Consider the following 22,609-nt stretch of genomic DNA (forward strand, 5'->3'; position numbering starts at 1 on the left):
TCCGGTCCACTACGGACCTTTCAGTCAAAATTGGCGCCTATTCTATCAGAACTTGAGGGGACCTCGAATACCGTCGCAAGCGTCTCGAGAGCAAGGCGCACCGCGCACAGAGGCCTAAACACAAGGGGTACAGCGAACGAGCGCGGAATCAACGCTGCCAGCAGGCTTTTCGAATCCACTGGAGTCTGGACAGGGGCGGCGGCCGCCGCTACTTGGCCTTGAGCATGGCCAGCATCATCTCGAAACCGGCGCGATACATCTGCTCCAGCACCGGCACCATCATTGGCAAGGTCAGGTAGATACTGATGAAGCCTATCATCAGGGTCAGCGGAAAACCGAAAGTGAAGATATTGAACTGCGGCGCGGCGCGGGTCATCACCCCGATCGCCAGGTTGGTGATCAGCAGAGCCGCAATCACCGGCATGGCCAGCCAGACACCCCACTCGATCAGGTGGCCGCCCCACAGGGCAAGCGACTTGATGCCCTGGTCCGGCATGCTCATGCCTATCGGTAGCACCCGGTAACTTTCCACCAAGGTGGACAACACCACTTGGTGACCGTCGAAGGCCAGGAATAGCAAGAAGGTGAACAGGGTCAACAGCTGCGACACCACCGGCACTTGAGCTGAGTGCATCGGGTCGAAGAACATGGCAAAACCCAAGCCGGTTTGCGAACCCATGATGAAACCCGCCACTTCCACCGCGGAAATCACGATACGCATGACGAAACCCATCGACAGGCCAATCAACAACTGTTGCAACAGAATGGCCATTCCCTCCGCCGATACCAGCGGCACCGCCGGCAACGGGGGCAGCAAGGGCGCCAGCATCACGGTGAGGATCAGCGCGAACCCGGCCTTGAAACGGCGCGGCACGCCGCGGTAGGCGAACACCGGCTCCACCAGCAGCAGGCCGACGATGCGCGCGAACGGCCAAACGAACATGGCCACCAGCGCGTTGATCTGCGCATCGGAAATGCTCAGCATCAGCCGATCACGTGCGGAATGCTCTGGAACAGCCGCGTGGTGTACTCAATCAGCGTGTTCAGCATCCACGGTCCGGCCAGCACCAGCACCAGAAACATCGCCAGGAGCTTGGGAATGAAGGTCAGCGTCATCTCGTTGATCTGAGTCGCCGCCTGCAGCACGCTGACTAGCAAACCCACCAACAGCGACACCAGCAACACCGGCGCCGCGACGATGATCAGGATGTACAGCGCGTTCTGCACGATATTGATGATCAGCTCCGGACTCATGCCGCCCGCTCCTCGCCTAAAACGCCGGGCCCCGCCCGGCGACGTTTCCAGTCACACCCCGTCATGCCGCCTCAGCCAGTATAGAAGCTCTGCACCAGCGAGCCCATCAGCAAGGTCCAGCCGTCCACCAGCACGAACAGCATCAGCTTGAACGGCAACGATATCGTCACCGGCGACACCATCATCATGCCCATCGCCATCAGGATGCTGGCCACGACCAGATCGATGATCAGGAAGGGAATAAACACCATGAAGCCGATCTGGAAGGCGGTTTTCAGCTCGCTGATCACATAAGCCGGCACCAGGGTCTTCATGGATACGTCGGCCTTGGTCTGCGGCTTTTCCGATTGAGAAATCTCGATGAAGAAGGCCAGGTCCTTCTCCCGGGTTTGGCGCAGCATGAAAGCCTTCATCGGCTTGCTGGCCTCGTCCACCGCCTGTTGCAGCGTGATCTTATCGTCTGAGAACGGCACCCAGGCTTTGGCGTAGACTTGGTCGAAAGTCGGCCCCATCACAAACAGAGTCAGGAACAGCGACAAACCGACGATCACCTGGTTGGGCGGCGACTGCATGGTGCCCATCGCCTGCCGCAGCAGCGACATCACGATGATGATGCGAGTGAAAGCCGTCATCATCAGCATCATCGCCGGGATGAAGGTCAGCCCGGTCATGAACAGCAGCATCTGCAAGCTGAGCGAATAATTCTGCCCGCCGCCGGCCGCCGGCGTGCTGCTCATCAAAGGCAAGCCGCCGGCCGCGTCCGCGATCAACGGCGTCGCCAACAAAACCAGCGCGCCGTATCGGAAACATGGCCTCATCGCGGTCCCGCCTTGCTATTGCGGCTCTTGTCCATTGCCGCCTTCAACCAGCGCGCGAAAGGCTCCGCCGCCGGCGCCGCTTCGATTTCCGCGCCTTCCGGGCGCGGCAGCTTGCTTAGCAGATTGACTTGCTGCGGCGTCACGCCCAGCACCAGCCACTCCCCCTCCAGCTCCACGATCACCACGCGCTCCTTAGGCCCCACCATGGTTCCGCTGACCACCTTCAGGCGGTTGGAGGCGCCCAGCATGCCGCCGGAAAGCCGTTTGAACAGCCAGGCCATGCCGACGATGGCGCCCAGCACCACAGCCAGGCCGAACAAGACCTGCAGCAAACTCATGAACGGCGACGGCGCGGCCGCCGGAGACGGTGCTACCGTGGCCGTGGCGGCAGCGGCCAGACCGGACGCCGCCAAATAAAAAGCGCCCTGCACAGCACGGCGCGTCATCGCAAACATGGCTGACCTCGTCATTTTTGCAAACGGCGAATGCGTTCCGCGGGCGTGATGATATCGGTCAGACGAATACCGAACTTGTCGTTGACCACCACCACTTCACCCTGGGCGATCAGACAACCGTTGACCAGCACGTCCATCGGCTCCCCGGCCATGCCGTCCAGTTCCACCACCGACCCCTGCGCCAATTGCAGCAAGTTGCGGATGGCGATCTTGGTTCGGCCCAACTCCACGGTCAATTGCACCGGGATGTCCAGAATCATGTCCAGATTCTGCGGGACGCCCGCGCCGGAGGTGCTCGCACCCAGTTCTTGGAACAGGTTTTGGGCCGGCATCGGCTCTGGAGCGGAATCCACCACTTCCTGCTCGGCCATTGCGGCGGCCCAGTCGTCCATCGACACTTCTTCCTCGCCGCCGGCTCCGCCGGCAGCGGCTGCCGCGGCTGCGGCCGCTTCGGCCTCCATCTGCGCGGCTTGCAATTCTTCTTCGCTCATTGCTCTTTATCCCCCAGAGGCTCGTGAAAATCATTCGCGCCGGCCAACACCTGCTCCACCTTCAGCGCATAGCGCCCCTGCACGGTGCCATAACTGGCTTCGAACACCGGAATGCCCGATACGTCGGCTTCCACCCGCTCCGGAATCTCCAGCATCACCACGTCGCCGTTCTTCAAATTCAAAATCTGACCCAAGGTCACCTTGGTCTTGCCTAAAGTCGCCACCAATTCTACTTCCGCCGCCTGCACCTGATGCGTCATCAGGTTGACCCAGCGATTGTCCACCTCCGTGCGGTCCGCCTGCATGGTGCTGGACAGCACGTCGCGGATAGGCTCCACCATCGAATACGGCAGACAAATATGGAAATCGCCGCCGCCGGCGCCCAGCTCAATATGGAAAGTCATCGCCACCACCACCTCGGTGGGCGTGGCGATATTGGCGAACTGGGTGTTCATTTCGGAACGCAGATAGACGAACTCGATGGGATGCACTGGCTCCCAGGCTTTCTGGCACTCGACGAACACCACATCCAGCAAACGGCGGATGATGCGCTGCTCGGTGGGAGTGAAGTCGCGGCCTTCCACCCGCACATGGTAGCGCCCGTCGCTGCCGAACAGGTTGTCGACAATCAGAAACACCAAGTCCGGGTCGAAAATCAACAGCCCGGTGCCGCGCAAGGGCTTGACATGCACTAGGTTCAGGTTGGTGGGCACTACCAGATTGCGGATGAACTCGCTGTACTTTTGCACCCGCACCGGCCCAACCGAGATTTCCGCGTTGCGGCGGATAAAGTTGAACAGGCCGATGCGCAGATTGCGCGCGAAACGCTCGTTGATGATTTCCAACGTCGGCATGCGGCCGCGCACGATGCGCTCTTGCCGACCGATGTCATAGCCGCGGACGCCTTGCGCGTCCCCGCCGCCGCCATCATCCTCATCCTCCCCGGAGACGCCCCTGAGTAGGGCATCCACCTCTTCCTGGGAAAGAATATCGTCGCCCATGCCGCTTACTGCTTCTGGATGATGAAGGAAGTGAAGAGCACGCTTTCCACCGGCTGCTCCTCGCCGGCGTCCATCGACTCATTGATGATCTGCTTGACCTGGGCCTTCAGCCGCACCTTGCCGTCAGGCGTGGCCAACTCCACCGCGGACTTGGACGACAGCAGCAAGATCAACGCGCTGCGAATTTTAGGCGCGTAATCGGTGAATTTCTTTTTGGCTTCCTCGTCGGCCAGCTCCGCCTGCATATCCACCTGCAGCAAGGAGCCGTCGTTGCCGGCCAGGTTCACCACGAAAGTATCCAGCTTTTCGAAGATCGGCGGACCTTCTTTTTTCTTCTTGGGTTTTTCCTTGGTCTGCTCGGCGTGTTCGCCGGCCGCCGCCGGCTTATTCATATTGGTGAACATATAGGCGGCCAAGCCACCCACCGCGGCCAAGACCAGCACCAGCAATATAATGACGATCAGCATCAATTTACCGCCGCCGCCCCCTGCTTTTTTCTCTGCTTTTTCCGCTTTTTTATCTTCTGCCATATACCTGCCCTGTTCACTGGGTGTTCATAGTGAAATCTTAAACGATTTCTTCACTATATTTTCTAATTTTAGATGCAAATTGAACAGGGGAGATTATCACAAATGATCAGGCGAAAATGCTGAGAATGCCGCGAGCCGCCTTGATGCTGCTCAATGCATCCATCGGCTCGGGCTCGGCGTTCTCGTTCTGGCGCTGCGATTGCCCGCGCTGGAACGCCTGCTGTTGCTGTCCGGATTGTCCGCTGGACACCTGCGCGTCGGTTAGCTGAATGCCGCCGGCGGCCAGCATGGAAGACAGACGATGCATATTGTTTTCCAACGCCTCGCGCGTGGCCGGCACCGCCGCCGCGAACAACACCTGCGCCTGGTCGTTGCCGTTCATCTTCAGCGTTACCTCGATCGGTCCCAATTGCGGCGGGTTCAGCTGAATCTGCGCCTTGTCGGCTTTGAGGCTGACCATGCCCATCACCTGCTCGCTCATGGCCTTGGCCCAGTTGGGATCGGTCACCGGCTGTTGCACGGTGAACACCGGCGTGGGCGCAGCCGGCTTGGCCGCTAGCTGCTCATGCCCCTGAAGCGGCAAAAACTGCGGCAAGACCTTGCCGTCCTCCGGCAAATTTTGCTGCGCCGGCAGCGACAGATTGCGGGCTTTGGCCAGCGAAGCGGGCAGCGTCGCCGCAATGTCGGGCTTGAGTTCAACGGGCTTGGCACCGGTTGGTAAATCGCTATTGGCCCGCAGCGAAGTCACCGCCTGCTGCTGAACAGGCTGCTGCGCAGAGCCCATCAGCGGCATTCCCGGCAACGGCGTCGCCAAAGTCTGACCATCCTCGCTCTTGGTCGGCTTATCCTTGTCCAGGATCGCCTCCGCCAAAGGGTCGGCGTTGGCGCCCGGCAAGAAGGAGCTGCCCAAGGAGCTCATCTGCAGCCCCAGCAGACTGGCGAACAGATCGCCGGCGCCGGTATCGCCGGCAGTGGCCAGATTACCCCCCGGCATATTGGCTTTGCCGCTGACCGGATTGGCCGCGGCTGCGTTCACAGGTGTCGTCATGGCCGACTCTCTAACAAGTAAGACGCAAGCAATAAAGCAACTAGCGTGCCAAGCGCGGACCTTGAGTCGGCCCTCACTCCTCGCCGTGGGTACTGTCCCAAAACCGCCGGGTGGCGAATTCATCGCTGGCCTTCTGCTGCACCCGCGCCTCGCGCATGGCAGCGCGCTCTTGCTCGCGCTGCAACAGTTTTTCGTAGGCTTTGAGCTTCTTGTACTCATGCTGCCAGGCCTGGCGCTCCAGCAAGAAGCGCTGAGTGCAGCGCTCCACATCTCCCTGCTGCTGCACCATGGCCTCATCCAGGCGTGCGAGAAAACGTTGAAAATCCTGATATTGCAAAGCGCTGATGCCCTGCGCGCCCCGGCTGGTCAGCCGTTGCCGGTACTCGCCGCGAAAAGCGTCCAGCTGCTCCTGGCGCGAACGGGCCTCCGCCAACCGGCTTTGCGCCAGCCGCATACGCTCGGCGGCCGCTTTCTGCTTGTCGTCGGCCAAACGAATCAACAACAGGTATTTGCTTTCCGCCACGGCTCAGCCTCAGGACAACACGCCCTGCAATTGTTCGAAACTGGAAGAGAAATCCTGCGACTCATGCATCGGCTGGGTCAAAAAACCGACCATGGGCAACTGGCGCCGCATCGCGTCGTCTAGCACCGGGTCAGAACCCGGCACGTAGGCACCGACGCTGATCAGGTCGCGGTTGCGTTGATAGCGGGAGTACAGCTGCTTGAATTGCCGGGCCAAGGCCATCTGCGCTTGAGGCACCACATCCACCATGACCCGACTGATGGATTGCTCGATATCGATGGCCGGATAGTGACCGGACTCGGCCAGTTCTCGCGACAGCACAAAGTGGCCGTCCAGAATGGCGCGGGCGGAATCGGCAATCGGATCCTGCTGATCGTCACCTTCAGACAACACCGTATAAAAGCCCGTGATGGAACCGCCGCCCTCCGCGGCGTTGCCTGCGCGCTCAATCAATTGCGGCAGGCGCGCGAACACCGACGGCGGATAGCCCTTGGTCACCGGCGGCTCGCCAATGGCCAGCGCGATCTCGCGCTGCGCCATCGCATAGCGGGTCACCGAATCCATCAGCAGCAACACGTCCAGGCCTTGAGCGCGGAAGTATTCGGCCAGCGCGGTGGCGTAAGCCGCCCCGTGCAGGCGCATCAGCGGCGGCATGTCCGCCGGCGCGGCAACCACCACCGAACGGGCGATGCCTTCGTCGCCCAGAATGTTTTCGATGAAGTCCTTGACCTCTCGGCCGCGCTCGCCAACCAAGCCCACCACCACCACATCGGCCTTGGTGAAGCGGGCCATCATGCCCAGCAACACCGACTTGCCCACGCCGGAGCCGGCGAACAGGCCCAAGCGCTGACCCCGCCCCACCGTCAACAAACCGTTGATGGCACGCACACCGACATCCAGCACATCGCGCACCGGCGATCGGTCCAGCGGGTTCATCGGTTGGCTATGCAACGGGAACCAGGCATCCGGATGAATGGGGCCTTTGCCGTCCAGCGGCCGCCCCAGCGAATCCAACACTCGGCCCAGCAGGCTGAGCCCCACAGGCACCATGCGGCCGGACGAGCCGTCGGTGGCCGCCTGGGCTTGAGTCTTGCCGAATTGCGGCGGGTGCCGCGGCGTCAGCGGCATCACCGGCGTGCCCGGCAACAGGCCGTGGACGTTGCTCAATGGCATCAGGAACACTTTGTCGCCGGAAAAGCCCACCACCTCGGCCTCCACAAGCTTCCGGTCCGCCAAAGCCACCTGACAAGCGCTGCCCACCGGTAGCTTGAGACCCACAGCCTCCATCACCATGCCAGTAACGCGAACCAGCTTGCCACAGGGCTGCCACAGTTTGGCGGCGCGCGCGCTGTCCGCGCAGTCGCGCAGCCATGCGCGTTGGCGCTCAATCAGCTGCGGGTGGCTCATCGTCCATTCCCAGCGCCTTGCGCATGGCGGCAATACGGGTGCCCATGGTCAGATCCAACCTCAGCGCGGCAGTGTCTATTACACAGCCGCCGCGCTCCACCTCGGGGTCTTCAATCCATTGCCACTGGGTTTCCGGTGTTTCCTGCGCCAGAAACTCTCGCGCCACCTCCAGATCGGCCGGGTTTAGACGCAAGCGCGCCTGCGCCAGCGTGGCAGGCAGATCGTCCAGCGCCTCGCGCAGCAGCTCCTGAATCAGCAAAGGGTTCTGCCGCGCCAGACCATGGCTCAGTTGGCCGGCGAGCTCCAACGCCAAGGCCAGCCAATCCGCGGACAATTCAGTTTCAAAACGGGAAATCTGTTGCGCCAGCCCTTCCGCCAACTGTTGCAAGGGCTGCCAGGCCTCGGCGAAACGAGCTTCCTGCTCAGCGCGCACCTCGGCCAAGCCCTGCTCCCGCCCGGCGGTCAAGCCTTCTTGGTAACCGGCCGCGCGGCCGGCCTCCAGCCCAGCCTCATGGCCGGACTGCCAGGCCTCCTGATGAATGGCCTCCAGCTCGGCAGCGGTGGGATAGCCGCTCACCGCGCGCTCGCCGTCCGCGGCTTCGGCGGCCTCCCCCCCCTCGGCCGAAGCCGGCTCGACGGCGGACTCAGCCTGCGCCTGCTCCTGTTGACGGCGACGCTGCTGCGCCAGCTCCATCAGCTGCACCGGCGTCAGTCTCTGGGTCAGGCCGTCCAGCGCGTTGGGGCTCCAACTGCTCCAGCCCTCCAACTCTTCGCCGGGAATGATGGGATTACTCGACGAGACCTTCATCACCGCCCTTGCTGCCTAGCACGATCTGGCCGTCGTCGGCTAGCTTGCGCACCACCTTGAGAATCTCCTTCTGCTCGGCCTCCACTTCGGACAGTTTGACCGGCCCCTTGGACTCCAGATCGTCGCGCAGCATTTCCGCGGCGCGCTGCGACATATTGCGGAAAATCTTGTCCTTGAGCTCGGCGCTGGTGCCCTTGAGCGCGATCACCAGGGAATCGGATTGCACTTCGCGCAGAATGGTCTGGATCGAACGGTCGTCGATTTCCAGGATGTTCTCGAACACGAACATCTTGTCCTGAATGCGCTGCGCCAGCTCCGGATCGTATTCGCGGATATAGTTGAGCGCCGCGGCTTCCACGTTGGACCCCATGAAGTTGAGGATTTCCGCGGTCAGACCAATGCCGCCGGCCGCGCTCTTCTTGACGCGGTCGGAGCCGGACAAGAGCTGGGTCAACACATCGTTCAACTCGCGCAGCGCCTGCGGTTGCACGCCTTCCAGCGTGGCGGTGCGGATCAGCACTTCATTGCGCATCCGTTCCGGGAAGTAGGACAGGATGGAGCTGGACAGGTCCGGCTCCAGATGCACCAGAATGGTGGCGATGATCTGCGGGTGCTCGTTGCGGATCAAGTCGGCGGCGGAAGAAGGATCCATCCACTTCAGACTTTCGATCCCGCTGTGATCGTTGCCCTGCATGATCTTGTCCAGCAGGTTGGCCGCCTTATCCGGCCCCAGCGCCTCGATCAGCACATTGCGCAAGTATTCGTCGGACGCGCCGATGCTGGCGCGCGCCGCGCACTCGCCCTTGAATTCGCTGACTACCTCGTCAATCTGCTCGTAGCTCAGATTATTGATCGCCGCCATCGCCAGAGAAATCTTCTGCACTTCCTTGGGGCCAAGGTATTTAAATACCTCGACGGCTTCCGCCTGACCCAGGCTGAACAGCAACACCGCGCTCTTGCGCACTCCGTTCTCACTCATCGGCGCTTATCCATTCCTTGATGATCTGAGCGGCCATGCGCGGATCGGATTTCACCATTTCACGCACCGCTTCCAGATTGGTGGTGTATTGCCGCATCTGCGCTTCGCGCGGATCGCCGCCGCCCGCGGCGCCGCCAGCGTGACCGGCCGCGCCTTCTTCGCCCTCTTCTCCTGCGACGCCCAGCAAGCGACCGCCCGCGGCGGCGGCCTGCGCCGCGGCCTCTTCTTCGCTGCCCTTGGCTGGGGCCGGCGGCTTGACCAAGTCGCGCATGATGGGGCGCACCACGCCGAACAACAGGTAGAGCACTGCGATGGTCAGCAGGCCGTACTTGAGCAGGCTGGAACCGTTGCTGGTCACGTAGTCGGTAACTTTTTCCTGCAGCGTCGCCGGCACTTCGGCGTCGGCGAAGGCTGCGTTGACCACGTTCAGGGTGTCGCCGCGCTGAGTGTTGAAGCCCATCGCCTCTTTGACCAGATTATTGATCTGCTGAACCTCCTGCGGAGTCAGCGGCGTCGGCTTCATCTCTCCGTTCTTGTCTGGCATGCGCCGGTAGTTGACCACCACTGCGGCGGACAGGCGCTTGACGCCGCCCTGCGGCATCTTAGTGTGCTGTATGGTTTTGTCGACTTCGTAATTGGTGGTGATGTCGCGTTGCAAGGTGCCGGACGCGCCCATGGTCTGCCCGGACAACGTGGCCGTGCCGGGCGCGGCACCCGGCGGCAGCGTGATCGGCGCGGAAGCGGCCGACGGAGGCTGATTGGACAAGGCTCCCGGCACCCCGGACGGCAGCGCCGCGCCGTTATTCAGCTTTTCGCTGATCTGCTGGCTGCGGGTAGCGGATGGGTTGGGGCTGGAATTGGGCTTGAAGGTTTCCGAGGTCTGCTCCACCTCGGCGAAATCGACGCTGGCGGTAACCTGAGCGCGCGAGTTGCCCTTTCCGAAAATGGGCTCGAGGATATCCTCAATGCGCTTGACATAACCCTCTTCAACCTGCCGCACGTACCCCAGCTGTCTCTGATCCAGACCCGAGTTCTCATCCGGGCCGCTCTGTTTGGACAGGAGATTGCCATCCTGATCGACGATGGTGACGTTCTTAACCGGCAGATTGGGCACCGAACTGGACACCAAGTGCAGAATGCCGGCGATCTGCCCCGCGTCAAGCAAACGGCCGCGGAACAGGGTCAACATCACCGAAGCGGTGGGCTGTTGCTGCTCGCGCACGAATACGCTTTGCTTGGGGATGGCGATATGAACACGTGCGCTCTCCACCGAACCCACCGCTTCAATGGTACGCGCCAGTTCGCCCTCGATCGCGCGCTGATAGTTGACTTGCTCGGCGAACTGACTGATGCCGAACTTCTGATTGTCCATTAGCTCAAAACCGACGCCGCCGGCCTTGGGCAAGCCTTGCGCCGCCAGCTTCAAGCGCGCGTCGTAAACCTTGTCCGAGGGCACGGAGATGGTGCCGCCCTCGCCCAGTTGGTACGGCACGTTCATCTGCTGCAGCGAAGCGGCCACTTGGCCGCCGTCGCGGTCGGAGATATTGGAGAACAGGATTTTATAGCTGGGCGTGCGGTTCAACACCACCGCGCCCACGATGACGGCGAAAATAGCGGCCACCGCCGCGAGGAACAGGACTTTTTTATTGTTGGGAAGCGCTTTGAAGCGATCAGACGCTTCATTCATGCGGCTTCGCCAAACGGGCGTAGCGTTTTCTTCTGCCAGGTCAGCCATACAGTGGTTTTAGGTTCGAGCCCACCGCCGCCGGCTGGTCGGGTCCGGCAGCGCTAGACTTGGGTATTCATGATTTCCTGATAGGCGGTGACCAGCTTGTTGCGCGCCTGAACCATGGTCTGGAACGACAGGCTGGCTTTCTGCAGCGACACCATCACGTCCTGCAGGTTGACCCCCTCGTCACCCAATTCAAATTGCTTCTGCATCTCCTGCGAAGTCTGCTGCGCCGAGTTCACCTGCTCCAAGGTGGACTTTAGCACAGCGGAGAAGTCCACCTGGGACGCTTCCGGGGCCGTAGCGGCGGGTTTGCCCGCGGCCAGGGCCGAGGCGGTGCGCAGCTCGCCCAACAGTTGATCGATATTTGGCACTGACATGGTTACTCCAAGCCATTTCCACCTGGAACCTCCTGACATCCGTCGGCAGCGTCTTCATCACGGTAACGCTGCAATTTATAGCGCAATGTGCGCTCGCTGATGCCCAGTTTTTCCGCGGCCAGCTTCTTGACGCCGCCCACCGCGGTCAAGGTTTCCAGAATATGGCGTTTCTCTAGCGTTTTCATGTCGGTTTCATCCGACACGGAATTGTCTTTTTCAGACGCTGTCCGGGTAACCTGAGCCGCGACGGAGTCGTGATCCAGCAGCAGATCGGCGGCAAAAATTTCCGCCCCGGCGGCAAGAATCACCGCCCGCTGCACCACATTCTCCAGTTCGCGGATGTTACCCTCCCAACTATAGGCCGTCAAATGACGTTCCGCATCCTCGGACAGGATCAGATTGCCTCTTCCGGCGGCCTCTGCGTACTTTTTAAGCATGATTCGTGCCAGAGGCAGAATATCGTCGCGCCGCTCAGCCAGCGCGGGGATGCGCATCGGGAACACGTTCAGGCGAAAATACAGGTCCTCGCGGAATTGGCCTGCGTCCACCGCGGCTTGCAGGTCGCGGTTGGAAGTGGCCAACACGCGGATATCCAGTTTCAAGGTTCGCGTGCCGCCGACGCGCTCCACTTCCCGCTCCTGCAGCACCCGCAGCAATTTGGCTTGCAGCGACAGCGGCATCTCGGTGACTTCGTCCAGCAAAATGGTACCGCCCTGCGCCTGCTCGAACTTCCCCGGCAAGGCCTGCGCCGCGCCGGTGAAGGCGCCGCGCTCATGGCCGAACAAGGTGGACTCCAGCAGGTTTTCCGGGATGGCCGCGCAGTTGACCGCGACGAAAGGCCCTTCGCAGCGCCTGGAGTGCCGGTGGATGTAACGCGCCAACACCTCCTTGCCTACGCCGCTGGGGCCGGAAATCATCACGCTGACGTCGCTTCCGGCCACGCGCCCGGCCAGCGCGAACAGTTGCCGCATCGCGGCGGACTCCGCCACCACTTCGCCGCCCGCTTCGCTGGGCATGCGCAGCAGGTGCTTTTCCACTTCAGTAATCAGACTAGCCGGCTCGAACGGTTTGAGCAGGTAATGCGCGGCGCCCGCGCGCAGCAATTCAATCGCCCTTTCAATCACGCCGTATGCGGTCATCAGAATGAAAGGCACGCCGGGATAACGCTTTTTCGCCTCCTCAAACAGCGTATAGCCGTCCATCGGCGCCATTTGGGCGTCGGACACGATCAACCCCACCGGCGCTTCTTTCAATTTGGCCAGGGCCGCGGCGCCGTCGCCAGCCTCCAATGTGGGGTAGCCGGCCAGGCTCAAAGTGTCGACGATGGCTTCGCGCAAATCGGCGTCGTCTTCCACCACCAAAATAGGGAGATACTTCATGTTTTCTTGTTCTATCAGAGGGTTAAGCCGACCCGCCGGCTTGGTGTTGCTTTTGCGAGGCCAGCACCGACAGGCGCGTGGCGATGCTCTCCAAGGCCAGCACCTCATGCGCGCCGCCCATGGCGATGGCTTCCTTGGGCATGCCGAACACGACGCAGCTGGCTTCGTCCTGGGCAATATTCCAGGCGCCTGCCTGCTTGAGCTCCAGCATGCCGCTGGCGCCGTCCCTGCCCATTCCGGTCAGGATAACGCCGATGCAGTTCTTGCCCACCAGATTGGCGGCGGAGCGGAACAGCACGTCCACCGACGGCCGATGCCGGTTGACCGGCGGTCCGGCATGCAGGCCGATGGCGTAGCCTATGGTGGGCGCGGGCTTGATCAGCAGGTGGGAATGGCCCGGCGCGATGTAGACGGTGCCGTTTTGCAGCCGTTCATTGTCTTCCGCCTCTTTCACAGTCAACTTGCACAAGGTGTTTAAGCGCGTGGCGAAGGAATGGGTGAACATTTCCGGCATGTGCTGAGTGATCAGAATGGGCGGCATCGAGGGCGGCAGCGCGGTCAGCAAGGTGCGCAGGGCCTCCGTGCCCCCGGTGGAAGAGCCGATGACGATCACTGCCTGGCTGGCCAAGGGCATTTTACCGGCCTGCTTGGGCAAGATGATGTCCGCATTGTGGCTGGGCACAACATCCAGCGGCTTCTTGGCGGAGGCTCCCCTCGTCATCTGCCCCATACGCGTCCTTGGCTTTCTATGGTTATCGTAAAAACAGCCCGCGCGCGCGGCACTTCCGCGTCAAACGGCTTCATGGCGCCGGCTCCGTTTCCGCATCGGCGATGCGGGCCAGCCAGGCGTCGCAAGCCGCCTCCACCAGATCCAGCACGGCGTCGAAACCGCCAGCGCCGCCGTAGTAGGGATCGGGCACCTCGCGGACGGCGCCGGACAGCGGCTCCAGCAATAAATGCAGCTTGCCGCGATAGGATGGCGGACATTGGGCGTTTAACAAAGCCAAATTTTGCCGGTCGGCGGCCAAAATCCAGTCGAAACGCTCGAAATCGAGCGCTTCCACCTGTCTTGCCCGCAAATCGGACAGGTCGTAGCCGCGGCGCAGCGCCGCCTGACAGGTGCGCCGGTCCGGTGCTTCGCCGACGTGGTAGTCATGCGTGCCCGCGGATTCCACCCGCATCCGCGCCTCCAGGCCTGCGCTCTTGAGCTTGGCGCGCATCACCCCTTCCGCGGTTGGCGACCGGCAGATGTTTCCCATGCAAACAAACAAAATGGACAAGCAATCGTTCTGGCTCATGGACGGCTTCGGCTCTCTATTTTTATTCAGTATGGGATTCAAGCACTGACTCGCCTCGATCTTATCACTTCCACCGCCGGCTACGCGCCCATGAGGGGCGCGCCGGCGATTTTCACGCAGCCCCCGCGACTAACGCAACGCCGGCAAGTCCATGCCATCCAGATAGCCGGCCGCGATGCAGGCGCTGCGCGTGGAATCAAACAGGAGGCCCACTCTTTCCGCCTCGTCGGCCAAATCCTCCTCCGCGGCCAGGGCCAAGCGCTCCAGTCCGGCACAGGACCCGCCCAAAGCGCTGAAGCCCAGTGTCAGCGCGGCGCCCTTCAAATTGTGCGAGTGGCGCCGCACCTGATCCCGCTGACCGGCCAGCGCCGCGGCCAGCAATTCGTCCACCCGGCCGACCTTGCCGGCGAAGAATTGCGCCACCAGCTCCCGGTATTTTTCCAGGGTCAGCATTTCCGTCATTTTTTCTATCATCGCCACGTCCAGCAAGGCCGGCAGCATGGAGGGCTCGGCGCTGTGCTCCGGAGCGGGTTCATCGCCGAACTGACGCTCCAGCATGGCTTGGAAATCTTCCACGTGCAGCGGCTTGGCCAGAAAATCATCCAGCCCGCCGGCCAGGGCTTTATCCCGCGTTTCCGCGAGAACATCGGCCGTCAAAGCGACGACCTTCATGCCCGGCGTCATCGCACGCTCGCGCAAATGTCTTGTCGCTTCGATGCCGTCCATCGCCGGCATGTGCAAATCCATCAAGACCAGATCGAAAGGTTGCCGAGTTGCCGCCTCTACCGCTTCCGCGCCGTCCTGAATCACGGTGACGAAATGCCCTTGTTTCTGCAGCATCGCCTGCATGTATTTGCGATTGACCGGGTTGTCGTCCACAACCAAAACGCGCAGCTGACGTCCCAGCTCCGCCGGATCCGCCTCCCCCCCCGCCTTGACCCGGCCTTCCGGCGCACTCATCGCCTGTAAGGGTAGCGACAGCACAAAGACACTGCCCGCGCCCAGCGCGCTGTGCACGGTGATGCCGCCGCCCATCAGCTGCGCCAGGTTCTGCGAAATCTCCAGCCCCAGGCCGCTGCCGCCGTATTGGCGCACGGTGGAGCTGTCGCCCTGGGAGAAGCGCTTGAACAGCCGCGCCAGGGTGGCGTCGTCCATGCCTATGCCGGTGTCCCTGACCGTGATCCGCAACACGGCGCCGCTTTCCGCCCCCGATTCCACGGCCTCAGCCTGGATAGTCACCGCGCCCATCTCGGTGAACTTGATCGCGTTGCTGAGCAGATTGAGCAGGATTTGCCGCAGGCGGGTCGGATCACATAGCACCCATTCGGGCACGTTCAAATCCAGAGCCATGCGCATGGCCAACCCCTTGGCCACGGCCTGACCTCGCATCAGGCTTTCGCATTGCAATAATAGTTGCCGCAAATTGCACACCGTGGGCAGCAGGTCCAGCTTGCCTGACTCCAGCTTGCTGGCGTCCAGCACATCATTCAGCAAAGCCATCAGATGGCGAGCGGACTCTTCGGCGGTCTTGATGTAGTCGGCTTGCACCGGCGTGGGGGTACAGTCTCCCAGCAAGGAGAGCATGCCCAGAACGCCGTTGAGCGGCGTGCGGATTTCATGGCTCATATTGGCGAGAAACACGCTTTTCGCCATGCTGCCGGCTTCGGCCTGCACCCGCGCCAGCTCCAGTACGTCGGTCAGTTCTTCCAGCTCGTGGCGCCGCCGCTCCAACTGCCGCAACTGCCGGACCACGATAGTGGCGAAGCCGAGGATCAGCGCCCATTCAAAGGCCATCAACCAATTGCTGACCACGATGTGTTGCTGCATGCTTTTGTTGCGCGCGTCCACTTGCTCCGCCATGCGCTGATTGGCCACCAGCGACAGGTCGTGCAACGGCCCGCTCAGCAAGTCCAGTTCGGAGTCCAGCCGTCGCAAGCCGTCCAGTTCCAGCACCGCGCCGGACTGGCGGCTGAAATAGGCGTCGGCCTTGCGGATGAAGGCGTCCAGCTTGGGACGGGCCTGCTGGTATTCCTGGGTGCCGTCCAGCAGGCTGGAGTACAGACCGTGATCCACCACTCCCACCCGGCTGACAAAGATGTCGTAGCGCTCCTGCAGCTCGGCCCGGTCCTGCTCGTGGTTCAGCACGTGTTCTATCGTCGTCTGCAGCCGCATGGCCTCGGTTTCGAGCTGGAAGTAGGCCCATACGATGTTGTCGCCCTCGTAACGCGCCGCGGTGTTCAGCATGTCCGCCTGCCGCACCTGAATGTAAGCCACTCCGGCGAACACGCAGGCCAGCGTAGCCCCGATCAAGATCAGGCTACGCCAGGTGGAATGGCTGCGCTGCGGCGTATCCATCGCGCTCAATGCACCAGCAGGGATTTGAGTTGCCAGGCGGAACGGTTGTAATACAGCTCCGAACGCAGCTCTTCTTGCGAGTCGTAGGGATAGACGATGAACAAGGGTCCTTTTTCCCGCACCGGCATTGGCTTGCCGTTCATCTGAGTCGCCAGGATCACATCGAAACGGCTGGCGTCGTCAAAGGGGATGTCGGTCTTGTAGTCGTTCAGCGCCACCGCCTTCAACAATTTGCCATGGGCGCCGGCGGCGGCCAGCACATCGCGCAACAACGGCCCCGAAAAGCGGGTCAAGCCCGGATACCAGGGGGTATGGGTGCTGAAACTGCGTTGCGGCAGCTTGGCCAACATCGCCATGTCGAAGGCCGCGGCGTCGCCCTGGTTCTTTTGGCTGATGTTGCCGCTGATCACCAGCACCGCTTTGCCGACGGGTTTGGCCAAAACGGCGGCCGCCGTGGCCAAGGGCGCCGCGACGGCCAGGCCAAGCAGCAGCAATAGGGTTCCAAGTCGTCTCATGATTTTCTCGCTTAGGTAGGCGTTGCAATGAATATCCAATCCCGCGCTGACTGCCCCCCCCCTCCCGCGCAACTCGCCAGCCACTCGGCGAAGGAAGCCTCGTCTACCGGCGGGGAGATCAGGGAACCTTGAGCGGCTGACACGCCGAACTCCCGGCACAAGGCCCATTCGGCCTCGGAAGCCACACCTTCGGCCACCACTTTCAGCCCCAGCCTGTGCCCCAGTTCGACGCTACCGAGGAAAATGGAGCGGTTGGTGGCGTTGCCCGCCGCGTCGATGACAAAGCCTTTGTCGATTTTCAATTCGGTGAACGGGATGCGCGCCAGCCGGTCCATGCTGGCGAAACCGGTGCCGAAATCGTCAATTGCCAGGCCAGCGCCCTTCAAACGCAAGCGGGTCATGATTTCCAGCGCAGAGGCCGGATCCGCCATTACGCCGCTTTCCGTGACTTCAAACGTCACCCGGGACATCTCCAAACCGGTTTCGCGCGCAATCGACACCAAAGAAGCCACCAGGCTGGAGTCCTTCAAGGACTGCATGGAAAGATTGACCGACATGTCCAGGCGCTTCCGCGCGTCCAGACGCTTCAACGCTTGCGACGCATCAGCGAACAAGCGCTTGGTCATCTGCGTGATCAGGCCGCTCTGTTCGGCCAGCTCGATGAACTGCAGCGGGCCGAGCAGGCCCAGTTGCGGATGCAGCCAACGCGCCAGCACCTCCACGCTCAACACCCGGCCGCAGGCCACGTCCACCTGCGGCTGGAAAAACGGCACCACTTCACCGCGATCGATACCCAGGCGCAACTCTTCGCTATTGATCCGCTCCATGGGTAGACAAAGGGCCTCTCCCGCCGCAATGGGCGCGGCCAGCATTGCCAGCAATTGCTCCGGATCCACCGGTTTGGGCAAGACGCCACACAAGCGCAGCGCGTACATCCTCGCCAGATCCGCCACGCTGTCCAACACCCTCTCGTCGAAACCGCTGGTGATCAGTAATTTACCTTGGTAAGCCCTCTCTCCCAAATGGCGCACAAATTCGACGCCGTCCATCCGCGGCATGTCCAAATCGCAAAAGATCAGATCGAAAGCCCGGTCTCCGGCATCCAGCTGCATCAGCGCGTCCAAGCCGTCCACCGCTTCGGATATCTTATTCATGCCCATTTGGCGCAGTACCGCGGTCAGGAACTGCCGGGATATGGCTTCGTCGTCAACCACCAAGATTTGCGGCATCGCCCCCCCCCATCTAGCCCATCTCCTGCTGGCTATTTTCGCTACCGGCGCCCGCTGCGAGCCTCCGCAACCAAGCCCCTCTGCGCTGTTTTACGCCGCGCCACGGTCCAAGGCCGTTTTTACTCCTGCTAGTATCTAAATAGCCTGCGGCCTTCGTCTTTTCCAGCAAGCGCCCCCTGCCATGCCCGGCAAACTCAGGCGCCCCAAGCGGCTGGTCGCGCCGCGGCGGCCAGTTCCGCGCGCATTTCCAGCGCCAGCTGCCAAACTTTCCGCGCCAGCGGCGACAAGGAACGGTTAGGCCGTTTGATCAACACAATGCGGCGCCTTTCCACCGGCAGCAGGGGCAATACGCTCAAACCGCCGCCGGCGGGCAGTGGCATGGCCAGCCCAGGCGTGACGCTGAGGCCCAGGCCGGCCTCCACCATGTGGAACACCGATTGCGAGTGCCCCAATTGCTGCGTCACTTCGCACTCCAGGCCATGCTTGACCAGCAGCTCATCAATCAGTCTGCGGCTGCCGGAGCTGTGGTCCAGCAACACCAGCGGCAGGCCGTCCAACTGCGCCCAATGCGCGGCCTCATGGGCGGCCAAATCGTGGTCGCTGCGGCACACCAGCCAGAAGTCGTCCTCCAGCAAGGGTTCGCTCTCCAGCGGAACAGCCGCGTCGGGCTCCACCACCAGGCCGAAATCCACCTCCCCGCTCGTGACCGCCTCGATGTTCAACCGTTGCACCTGATCGTGCAGTACCAGCTTCAATTGCGGGTAGCGCTGCCGACAACGCGCAATCAACAAAGGCATCAGGCTAGCCGACAAGGTAGGGCTGCTGGCCACTCGCACCACGCCGTGGGCCTGCGCGCCCTCCATCCGAGCTTCGCTCAACGCCTCTTGCAGCGCTTCCAGCACCCGCGTCAGCTTCCCCTGCAGCCGACGGGCCGCCGCGGTGGGCTCCACCTCTCGCGTGGTGCGGTCGAACAAGCGCAAGTCCAAGGCTTGCTCCAGCTCCCTCACCGCGCGGCTGACCGCCGGCTGAGTCAGACCCAGCGCGTCGCCGGCGCGGCTGAAGCCGCCCAGTTCGATCACGGCCTGGAAGACCCGCAATTGGCGTAAAGTCACATTCATATCAATTACTCATGAATAGATCAGATAAATGCATTTGTATTCTCAATTGCACTGCGGTTCAATAGCGGCTTCCCCTGCCATCGCCGCATCGCCCCATGCCCAAACTACTCGACGCCTTCACCCTGTCCCTGCTCGCCACCGTCGCGCTGGCTTCCGTTCTGCCCTGCTCCAGCGACGTCGCCGCCGCGTTCAACCTCGTCACCAATCTGGCGATCGCGCTGCTGTTCTTCCTGCACGGCGCCAAGCTGTCGCGCGAGGCGGTGCTGGCCGGCGCCGCGCATTGGCGGCTGCACCTGCTGGTGCTGGGCTGCACCTTCCTGCTGTTTCCGGCGCTCGGCCTAGCCTTGCAACCGGCCTTGCAGCCGCTGCTGACGCCTGAGCTCTACCTGGGCGTGCTCTATCTGTGCATGCTGCCTTCCACCGTGCAGTCGTCCATCGCCTTCACCTCCATGGCGCAGGGCAATGTGCCTGCCGCCATCTGCAGCGCCACCGCCTCCAACATCCTGGGCATCTTCATCACGCCTCTGCTGGTCAGCCTGCTGGTGGTCAAGCACCACGGCGCCGGCCAGGGCTGGGGGCCGGTGCTGGACATCGTGATGCAATTGCTGCTGCCCTTCGTCGCCGGCCAGATCGCCCGGCGCTGGATAGGCGGCTGGGTGGACCGCAACAAGGGCCTGCTGCGCTACGTCGATCAGGGCTCCATCCTGCTGGTGGTCTACACCGCCTTCAGCGCCGCGGTGATCAGCGGGCTGTGGCGGCAAACGCCTCCCCGGGCGCTGGCCGCGCTGCTGCTGGTCAACCTGATTCTGCTCGGCCTGCTGCTGGGCATCACCATGCTGCTGAGCCGCAAGCTGGGTTTTTCACGCGCGGACCAGATCACCATTGTGTTTTGCGGCTCCAAGAAAAGCCTGGCCAGCGGCGTGCCCATGGCCAAGGTCTTGTTCGCCGCGCCGACGCTGGGCTCCATCGTGCTGCCGCTGATGCTGTTCCACCAGATCCAGTTGATGGCGTGCGCGACGCTGGCGCAGCGCTACCGCCGGCAACAACAAACGGCGGAGTCTCGTTAAAAAGACAACACCCCGCTCGGATTCGAGCGGGGTGTTGCGCGGACATGGCCAGGACGCTTATAGATCGTTGATCCAGGCCTGCTCCTTCAGGTGCTTGAGCTGGTCGCGCAAGCCGGCCGCCTTCTCGAACTCCAGATTGCGCGCGGCCTCCATCATTTCCTTCTCCATGCGCTTGATTTCCTTGGCCAGCGTCTTTTCGTCCATCATCGCCACGCGGGCGTTGTCCACCAGCTTCTTGCGTTCGTCCTCCACGCTGTAAACGCCGTCGATGATGTCCTTGATCTTCTTCTCCACCCCTCTGGGCACAATGCCGTGTTCGGCGTTGAAGGCCATCTGCTTGGTGCGGCGGCGTTCAGTCTCGTCCATCGCCCGCTTCATCGAGTCGGTAATGCGGTCGGCGTAGAGCAAGGCCTTGCCGTTGAGGTTGCGCGCGGCGCGGCCTATGGTCTGGATCAGCGAGCGATCCGAGCGCAGAAAGCCTTCCTTGTCCGCATCCAGAATCGCCACCAGGCTGACTTCCGGAATGTCCAGGCCTTCGCGCAGCAGATTGATGCCGATCAACACGTCGAATACCCCCAGACGCAGGTCGCGAAGGATTTCCACCCGCTCCACCGTGTCGATGTCGCTGTGCAGATAGCGCACCTTGATGCCGTGCTCGGTGTAGTAATCCGCCAGTTGTTCGGCCATGCGCTTGGTCAGCGTGGTGACCAGCACGCGCTCGCCCTTTTCCATGCGCAATCGGATCTCGGACAGCAGATCGTCCACCTGAGTGGCAACTGGCCTCACTTCCATTACAGGATCCACCAAGCCGGTGGGGCGCACCACTTGCTCCACCACCTGTCCGGCGTGTTCCTTCTCGTAGTTGGCTGGCGTGGCGGACACGAATACGGTTTGCGGCATTAGCAATTCGAATTCGTGAAATTTCAACGGCCGGTTGTCGGTTGCCGACGGCAAGCGGAAGCCATACTCCACCAGGTTGGCTTTGCGCGCGGCGTCGCCCTTGTACATGGCGCCCACTTGAGGCACGGTGACATGGGATTCGTCGATGAACATCAACGCGTTTTTCGGCAGGTAATCGATCAGCGTGGGCGGCGGATCTCCAGGCCCCCTGCCGGAGAAATGTCGAGAGTAGTTTTCGATGCCTTTGCAAAACCCCATCTCGTACAACATCTCCAGGTCAAAACGGGTGCGCTGTTCCAGGCGCTGCGCTTCCACTAGCTTGCCTTCCTTCTGATACCACTCCAGGCGCGCGCGCAGTTCTTCCTTAATGTGCTCGCAGGCGCGCAACACGGTGTCGCGCGGCGTCACGTAGTGGCTGGACGGAAACACGGTGAAGCGCCCCACCCGCTGCTTGGTCGTCCCGGTCAGCGGGTCGAACAGGGTCAGCGTTTCCACTTCGTCGTCGAACATGCTGACACGCAGCGCGGTATCGCTGCTTTCCGCCGGATAAATGTCGATCACGTCCCCGCGCACTCGGAAGGTGCCGCGGCCAAAATCCATGTCGTTGCGGTCGTACTGCATGGTGGCCAGACGGCTGATGATGTCCCGCTGCGCCAGCGTCTCCCCTTCTTTCAGATGCAAAATCATCTGATGGTAATCGGAAGGATCGCCAATGCCGTAGATGGCGGAGACGGTGGCGACGATGATGCAGTCCGGCCGCTCAAGAATGGACTTGGTCGCCGACAAACGCATCTGCTCGATATGCTCGTTGATGCTGGAATCTTTCTCGATGAAAAGATCGCGGCTGGGCACATAGGCTTCCGGCTGATAGTAGTCGTAATAAGAAACGAAATACTCAACGGCGTTTTCCGGGAAAAACTCGCGCATCTCGCTGTAGAGCTGCGCCGCTAGTGTCTTGTTGTGCGCCATGATGATGGCCGGACGTCCGCTTTGCGCGATGACGTTGGCCATGGTGTAGGTTTTGCCGGAACCCGTGACCCCGAGCAAGGTCTGGTAGGACAGGCCATCGTCCAGCCCTTCCAGCAGTTGGGCGATGGCACCCGGCTGATCGCCGGCAGGCTCGAATGGTTGATGCAGTTTGAACGGACTGTTGGGATAGGTGCGCAGCATGGGTCGAGACATCGGAGGAGATAGCCTGATTCTACGCGGTTCGTCCCTGCTTCACACCTCCAACGCGACTGCATATAAAAAAGCTGCGATTCAGGCTATACACAGTCAAAACATTGTTTAAAATACAGTCAGACCAAGCATAAAACACGGCTTGC

23 protein-coding genes are annotated in these 22,609 nt (G+C 61.8%); 1 reads left to right on the forward strand and 22 read right to left on the reverse strand.

Annotated features, from left to right (window positions below; genetic code table 11):
- Nucleotides 1-208: 208 nt before the first annotated feature.
- The 21 genes from fliR to GYH29_RS13985 all read right to left on the reverse strand — a co-directional run bounded on the left by fliR (nucleotide 209) and on the right by GYH29_RS13985 (nucleotide 19,317).
- A complete protein-coding gene (gene fliR, locus GYH29_RS13885; protein ID WP_019099985.1) occupies nucleotides 209-985 on the reverse strand; it encodes a flagellar biosynthetic protein FliR in 777 nt (258 codons plus the stop codon).
- The gene (gene fliQ / locus GYH29_RS13890) at nucleotides 985-1,254 is read right to left on the reverse strand and encodes a flagellar biosynthesis protein FliQ (protein WP_019099986.1); all 270 of its coding nucleotides are present in this window, start codon (nucleotides 1,252-1,254) and stop codon (nucleotides 985-987) included. The genes fliR and fliQ overlap by 1 nt, the downstream gene beginning before the upstream one ends.
- A 71-nt stretch (nucleotides 1,255-1,325) precedes the next feature.
- Nucleotides 1,326-2,072, reverse strand: coding sequence for a flagellar type III secretion system pore protein FliP (gene fliP, locus GYH29_RS13895; RefSeq protein WP_039753250.1), 747 nt, complete (start codon nucleotides 2,070-2,072; stop codon nucleotides 1,326-1,328).
- On the reverse strand, nucleotides 2,069-2,527 hold the full coding sequence (gene fliO / locus GYH29_RS13900; protein ID WP_019099988.1) for a flagellar biosynthetic protein FliO: 459 nt from the start codon (nucleotides 2,525-2,527) through the stop codon (nucleotides 2,069-2,071). Before fliO ends, fliP begins: the two co-directional genes overlap by 4 nt.
- 11 nt (nucleotides 2,528-2,538) lie before the next feature.
- On the reverse strand, nucleotides 2,539-2,988 hold the full coding sequence (gene fliN / locus GYH29_RS13905; protein WP_052052186.1) for a flagellar motor switch protein FliN: 450 nt from the start codon (nucleotides 2,986-2,988) through the stop codon (nucleotides 2,539-2,541).
- Nucleotides 2,989-3,014: 26 nt separating this feature from the next.
- Nucleotides 3,015-4,019: a flagellar motor switch protein FliM gene (gene fliM, locus GYH29_RS13910; RefSeq protein WP_019099990.1), complete on the reverse strand. Its 1,005-nt coding sequence runs from the start codon at nucleotides 4,017-4,019 to the stop codon at nucleotides 3,015-3,017.
- A gap of 5 nt (nucleotides 4,020-4,024) precedes the next feature.
- Nucleotides 4,025-4,549 carry a flagellar basal body-associated FliL family protein gene (locus tag GYH29_RS13915; protein WP_019099991.1) on the reverse strand — a complete coding sequence of 175 codons (525 nt, stop codon included), beginning with the start codon at nucleotides 4,547-4,549 and terminating at the stop codon, nucleotides 4,025-4,027.
- Nucleotides 4,550-4,655: 106 nt separating this feature from the next.
- Entirely contained in the window at nucleotides 4,656-5,597 is a 942-nt protein-coding gene (locus tag GYH29_RS13920; protein WP_161523975.1) for a flagellar hook-length control protein FliK, read from the reverse strand.
- A gap of 73 nt (nucleotides 5,598-5,670) precedes the next feature.
- Nucleotides 5,671-6,120, reverse strand: coding sequence for a flagellar export protein FliJ (fliJ, locus tag GYH29_RS13925; RefSeq protein WP_043592943.1), 450 nt, complete (start codon nucleotides 6,118-6,120; stop codon nucleotides 5,671-5,673).
- 9 nt (nucleotides 6,121-6,129) lie between these two features.
- Entirely contained in the window at nucleotides 6,130-7,527 is a 1,398-nt protein-coding gene (fliI, locus tag GYH29_RS13930) for a flagellar protein export ATPase FliI (RefSeq protein ID WP_043592941.1), read from the reverse strand.
- A complete protein-coding gene (locus tag GYH29_RS13935; RefSeq protein WP_043592939.1) occupies nucleotides 7,505-8,335 on the reverse strand; it encodes a flagellar assembly protein FliH in 831 nt (276 codons plus the stop codon). Before GYH29_RS13935 ends, fliI begins: the two co-directional genes overlap by 23 nt.
- Nucleotides 8,316-9,314: a flagellar motor switch protein FliG gene (gene fliG / locus GYH29_RS13940; RefSeq protein ID WP_161523976.1), complete on the reverse strand. Its 999-nt coding sequence runs from the start codon at nucleotides 9,312-9,314 to the stop codon at nucleotides 8,316-8,318. The genes GYH29_RS13935 and fliG overlap by 20 nt, the downstream gene beginning before the upstream one ends.
- Nucleotides 9,307-11,001, reverse strand: coding sequence for a flagellar basal-body MS-ring/collar protein FliF (gene fliF, locus GYH29_RS13945; RefSeq protein ID WP_019099997.1), 1,695 nt, complete (start codon nucleotides 10,999-11,001; stop codon nucleotides 9,307-9,309). Before fliF ends, fliG begins: the two co-directional genes overlap by 8 nt.
- Nucleotides 11,002-11,102: 101 nt before the next feature.
- Nucleotides 11,103-11,423 carry a flagellar hook-basal body complex protein FliE gene (fliE, locus tag GYH29_RS13950; protein WP_019099998.1) on the reverse strand — a complete coding sequence of 107 codons (321 nt, stop codon included), beginning with the start codon at nucleotides 11,421-11,423 and terminating at the stop codon, nucleotides 11,103-11,105.
- A gap of 2 nt (nucleotides 11,424-11,425) precedes the next feature.
- Nucleotides 11,426-12,802: a sigma-54-dependent transcriptional regulator gene (locus tag GYH29_RS13955; protein ID WP_019099999.1), complete on the reverse strand. Its 1,377-nt coding sequence runs from the start codon at nucleotides 12,800-12,802 to the stop codon at nucleotides 11,426-11,428.
- A 22-nt stretch (nucleotides 12,803-12,824) separates the two neighbouring features.
- Nucleotides 12,825-13,523 (reverse strand): chemotaxis protein CheB, encoded by a 699-nt coding sequence (locus GYH29_RS13960; RefSeq protein ID WP_107733110.1) that lies wholly within the window; start codon nucleotides 13,521-13,523, stop codon nucleotides 12,825-12,827.
- Between the two features lie 79 nt (nucleotides 13,524-13,602).
- Nucleotides 13,603-14,100, reverse strand: a complete 498-nt coding sequence (locus tag GYH29_RS13965) for a low molecular weight protein-tyrosine-phosphatase (RefSeq protein ID WP_174243642.1) — start codon at nucleotides 14,098-14,100, stop codon at nucleotides 13,603-13,605.
- Nucleotides 14,101-14,229: 129 nt separating this feature from the next.
- Nucleotides 14,230-16,455: an ATP-binding protein gene (locus tag GYH29_RS13970; protein WP_052052173.1), complete on the reverse strand. Its 2,226-nt coding sequence runs from the start codon at nucleotides 16,453-16,455 to the stop codon at nucleotides 14,230-14,232.
- Nucleotides 16,456-16,460: 5 nt separating this feature from the next.
- A complete protein-coding gene (locus GYH29_RS13975; RefSeq protein WP_043592932.1) occupies nucleotides 16,461-16,970 on the reverse strand; it encodes a molybdopterin-dependent oxidoreductase in 510 nt (169 codons plus the stop codon).
- Between the two features lie 11 nt (nucleotides 16,971-16,981).
- Complete coding sequence (locus GYH29_RS13980; protein ID WP_019100005.1) at nucleotides 16,982-18,199, reverse strand: EAL domain-containing response regulator; 1,218 nt, start codon at nucleotides 18,197-18,199, stop codon at nucleotides 16,982-16,984.
- 194 nt (nucleotides 18,200-18,393) lie between these two features.
- Nucleotides 18,394-19,317, reverse strand: coding sequence for a LysR family transcriptional regulator (locus GYH29_RS13985; protein ID WP_161523977.1), 924 nt, complete (start codon nucleotides 19,315-19,317; stop codon nucleotides 18,394-18,396).
- 95 nt (nucleotides 19,318-19,412) lie between these two features.
- Here GYH29_RS13985 and GYH29_RS13990 point away from each other — a divergent pair, with 95 nt between their 5' ends.
- Complete coding sequence (locus GYH29_RS13990) at nucleotides 19,413-20,384, forward strand: bile acid:sodium symporter family protein (RefSeq protein ID WP_161523978.1); 972 nt, start codon at nucleotides 19,413-19,415, stop codon at nucleotides 20,382-20,384.
- A gap of 57 nt (nucleotides 20,385-20,441) precedes the next feature.
- On the opposite strand, the gene uvrB is transcribed toward GYH29_RS13990, so the two are convergent.
- Nucleotides 20,442-22,454 (reverse strand): excinuclease ABC subunit UvrB, encoded by a 2,013-nt coding sequence (gene uvrB, locus GYH29_RS13995; RefSeq protein WP_161524594.1) that lies wholly within the window; start codon nucleotides 22,452-22,454, stop codon nucleotides 20,442-20,444.
- Between the last annotated feature and the right edge of the window lie 155 nt (nucleotides 22,455-22,609).

It is taken from the genome of Chromobacterium haemolyticum (assembly GCF_009936155.1).
Lineage (GTDB): Bacteria > Pseudomonadota > Gammaproteobacteria > Burkholderiales > Chromobacteriaceae > Chromobacterium > Chromobacterium haemolyticum.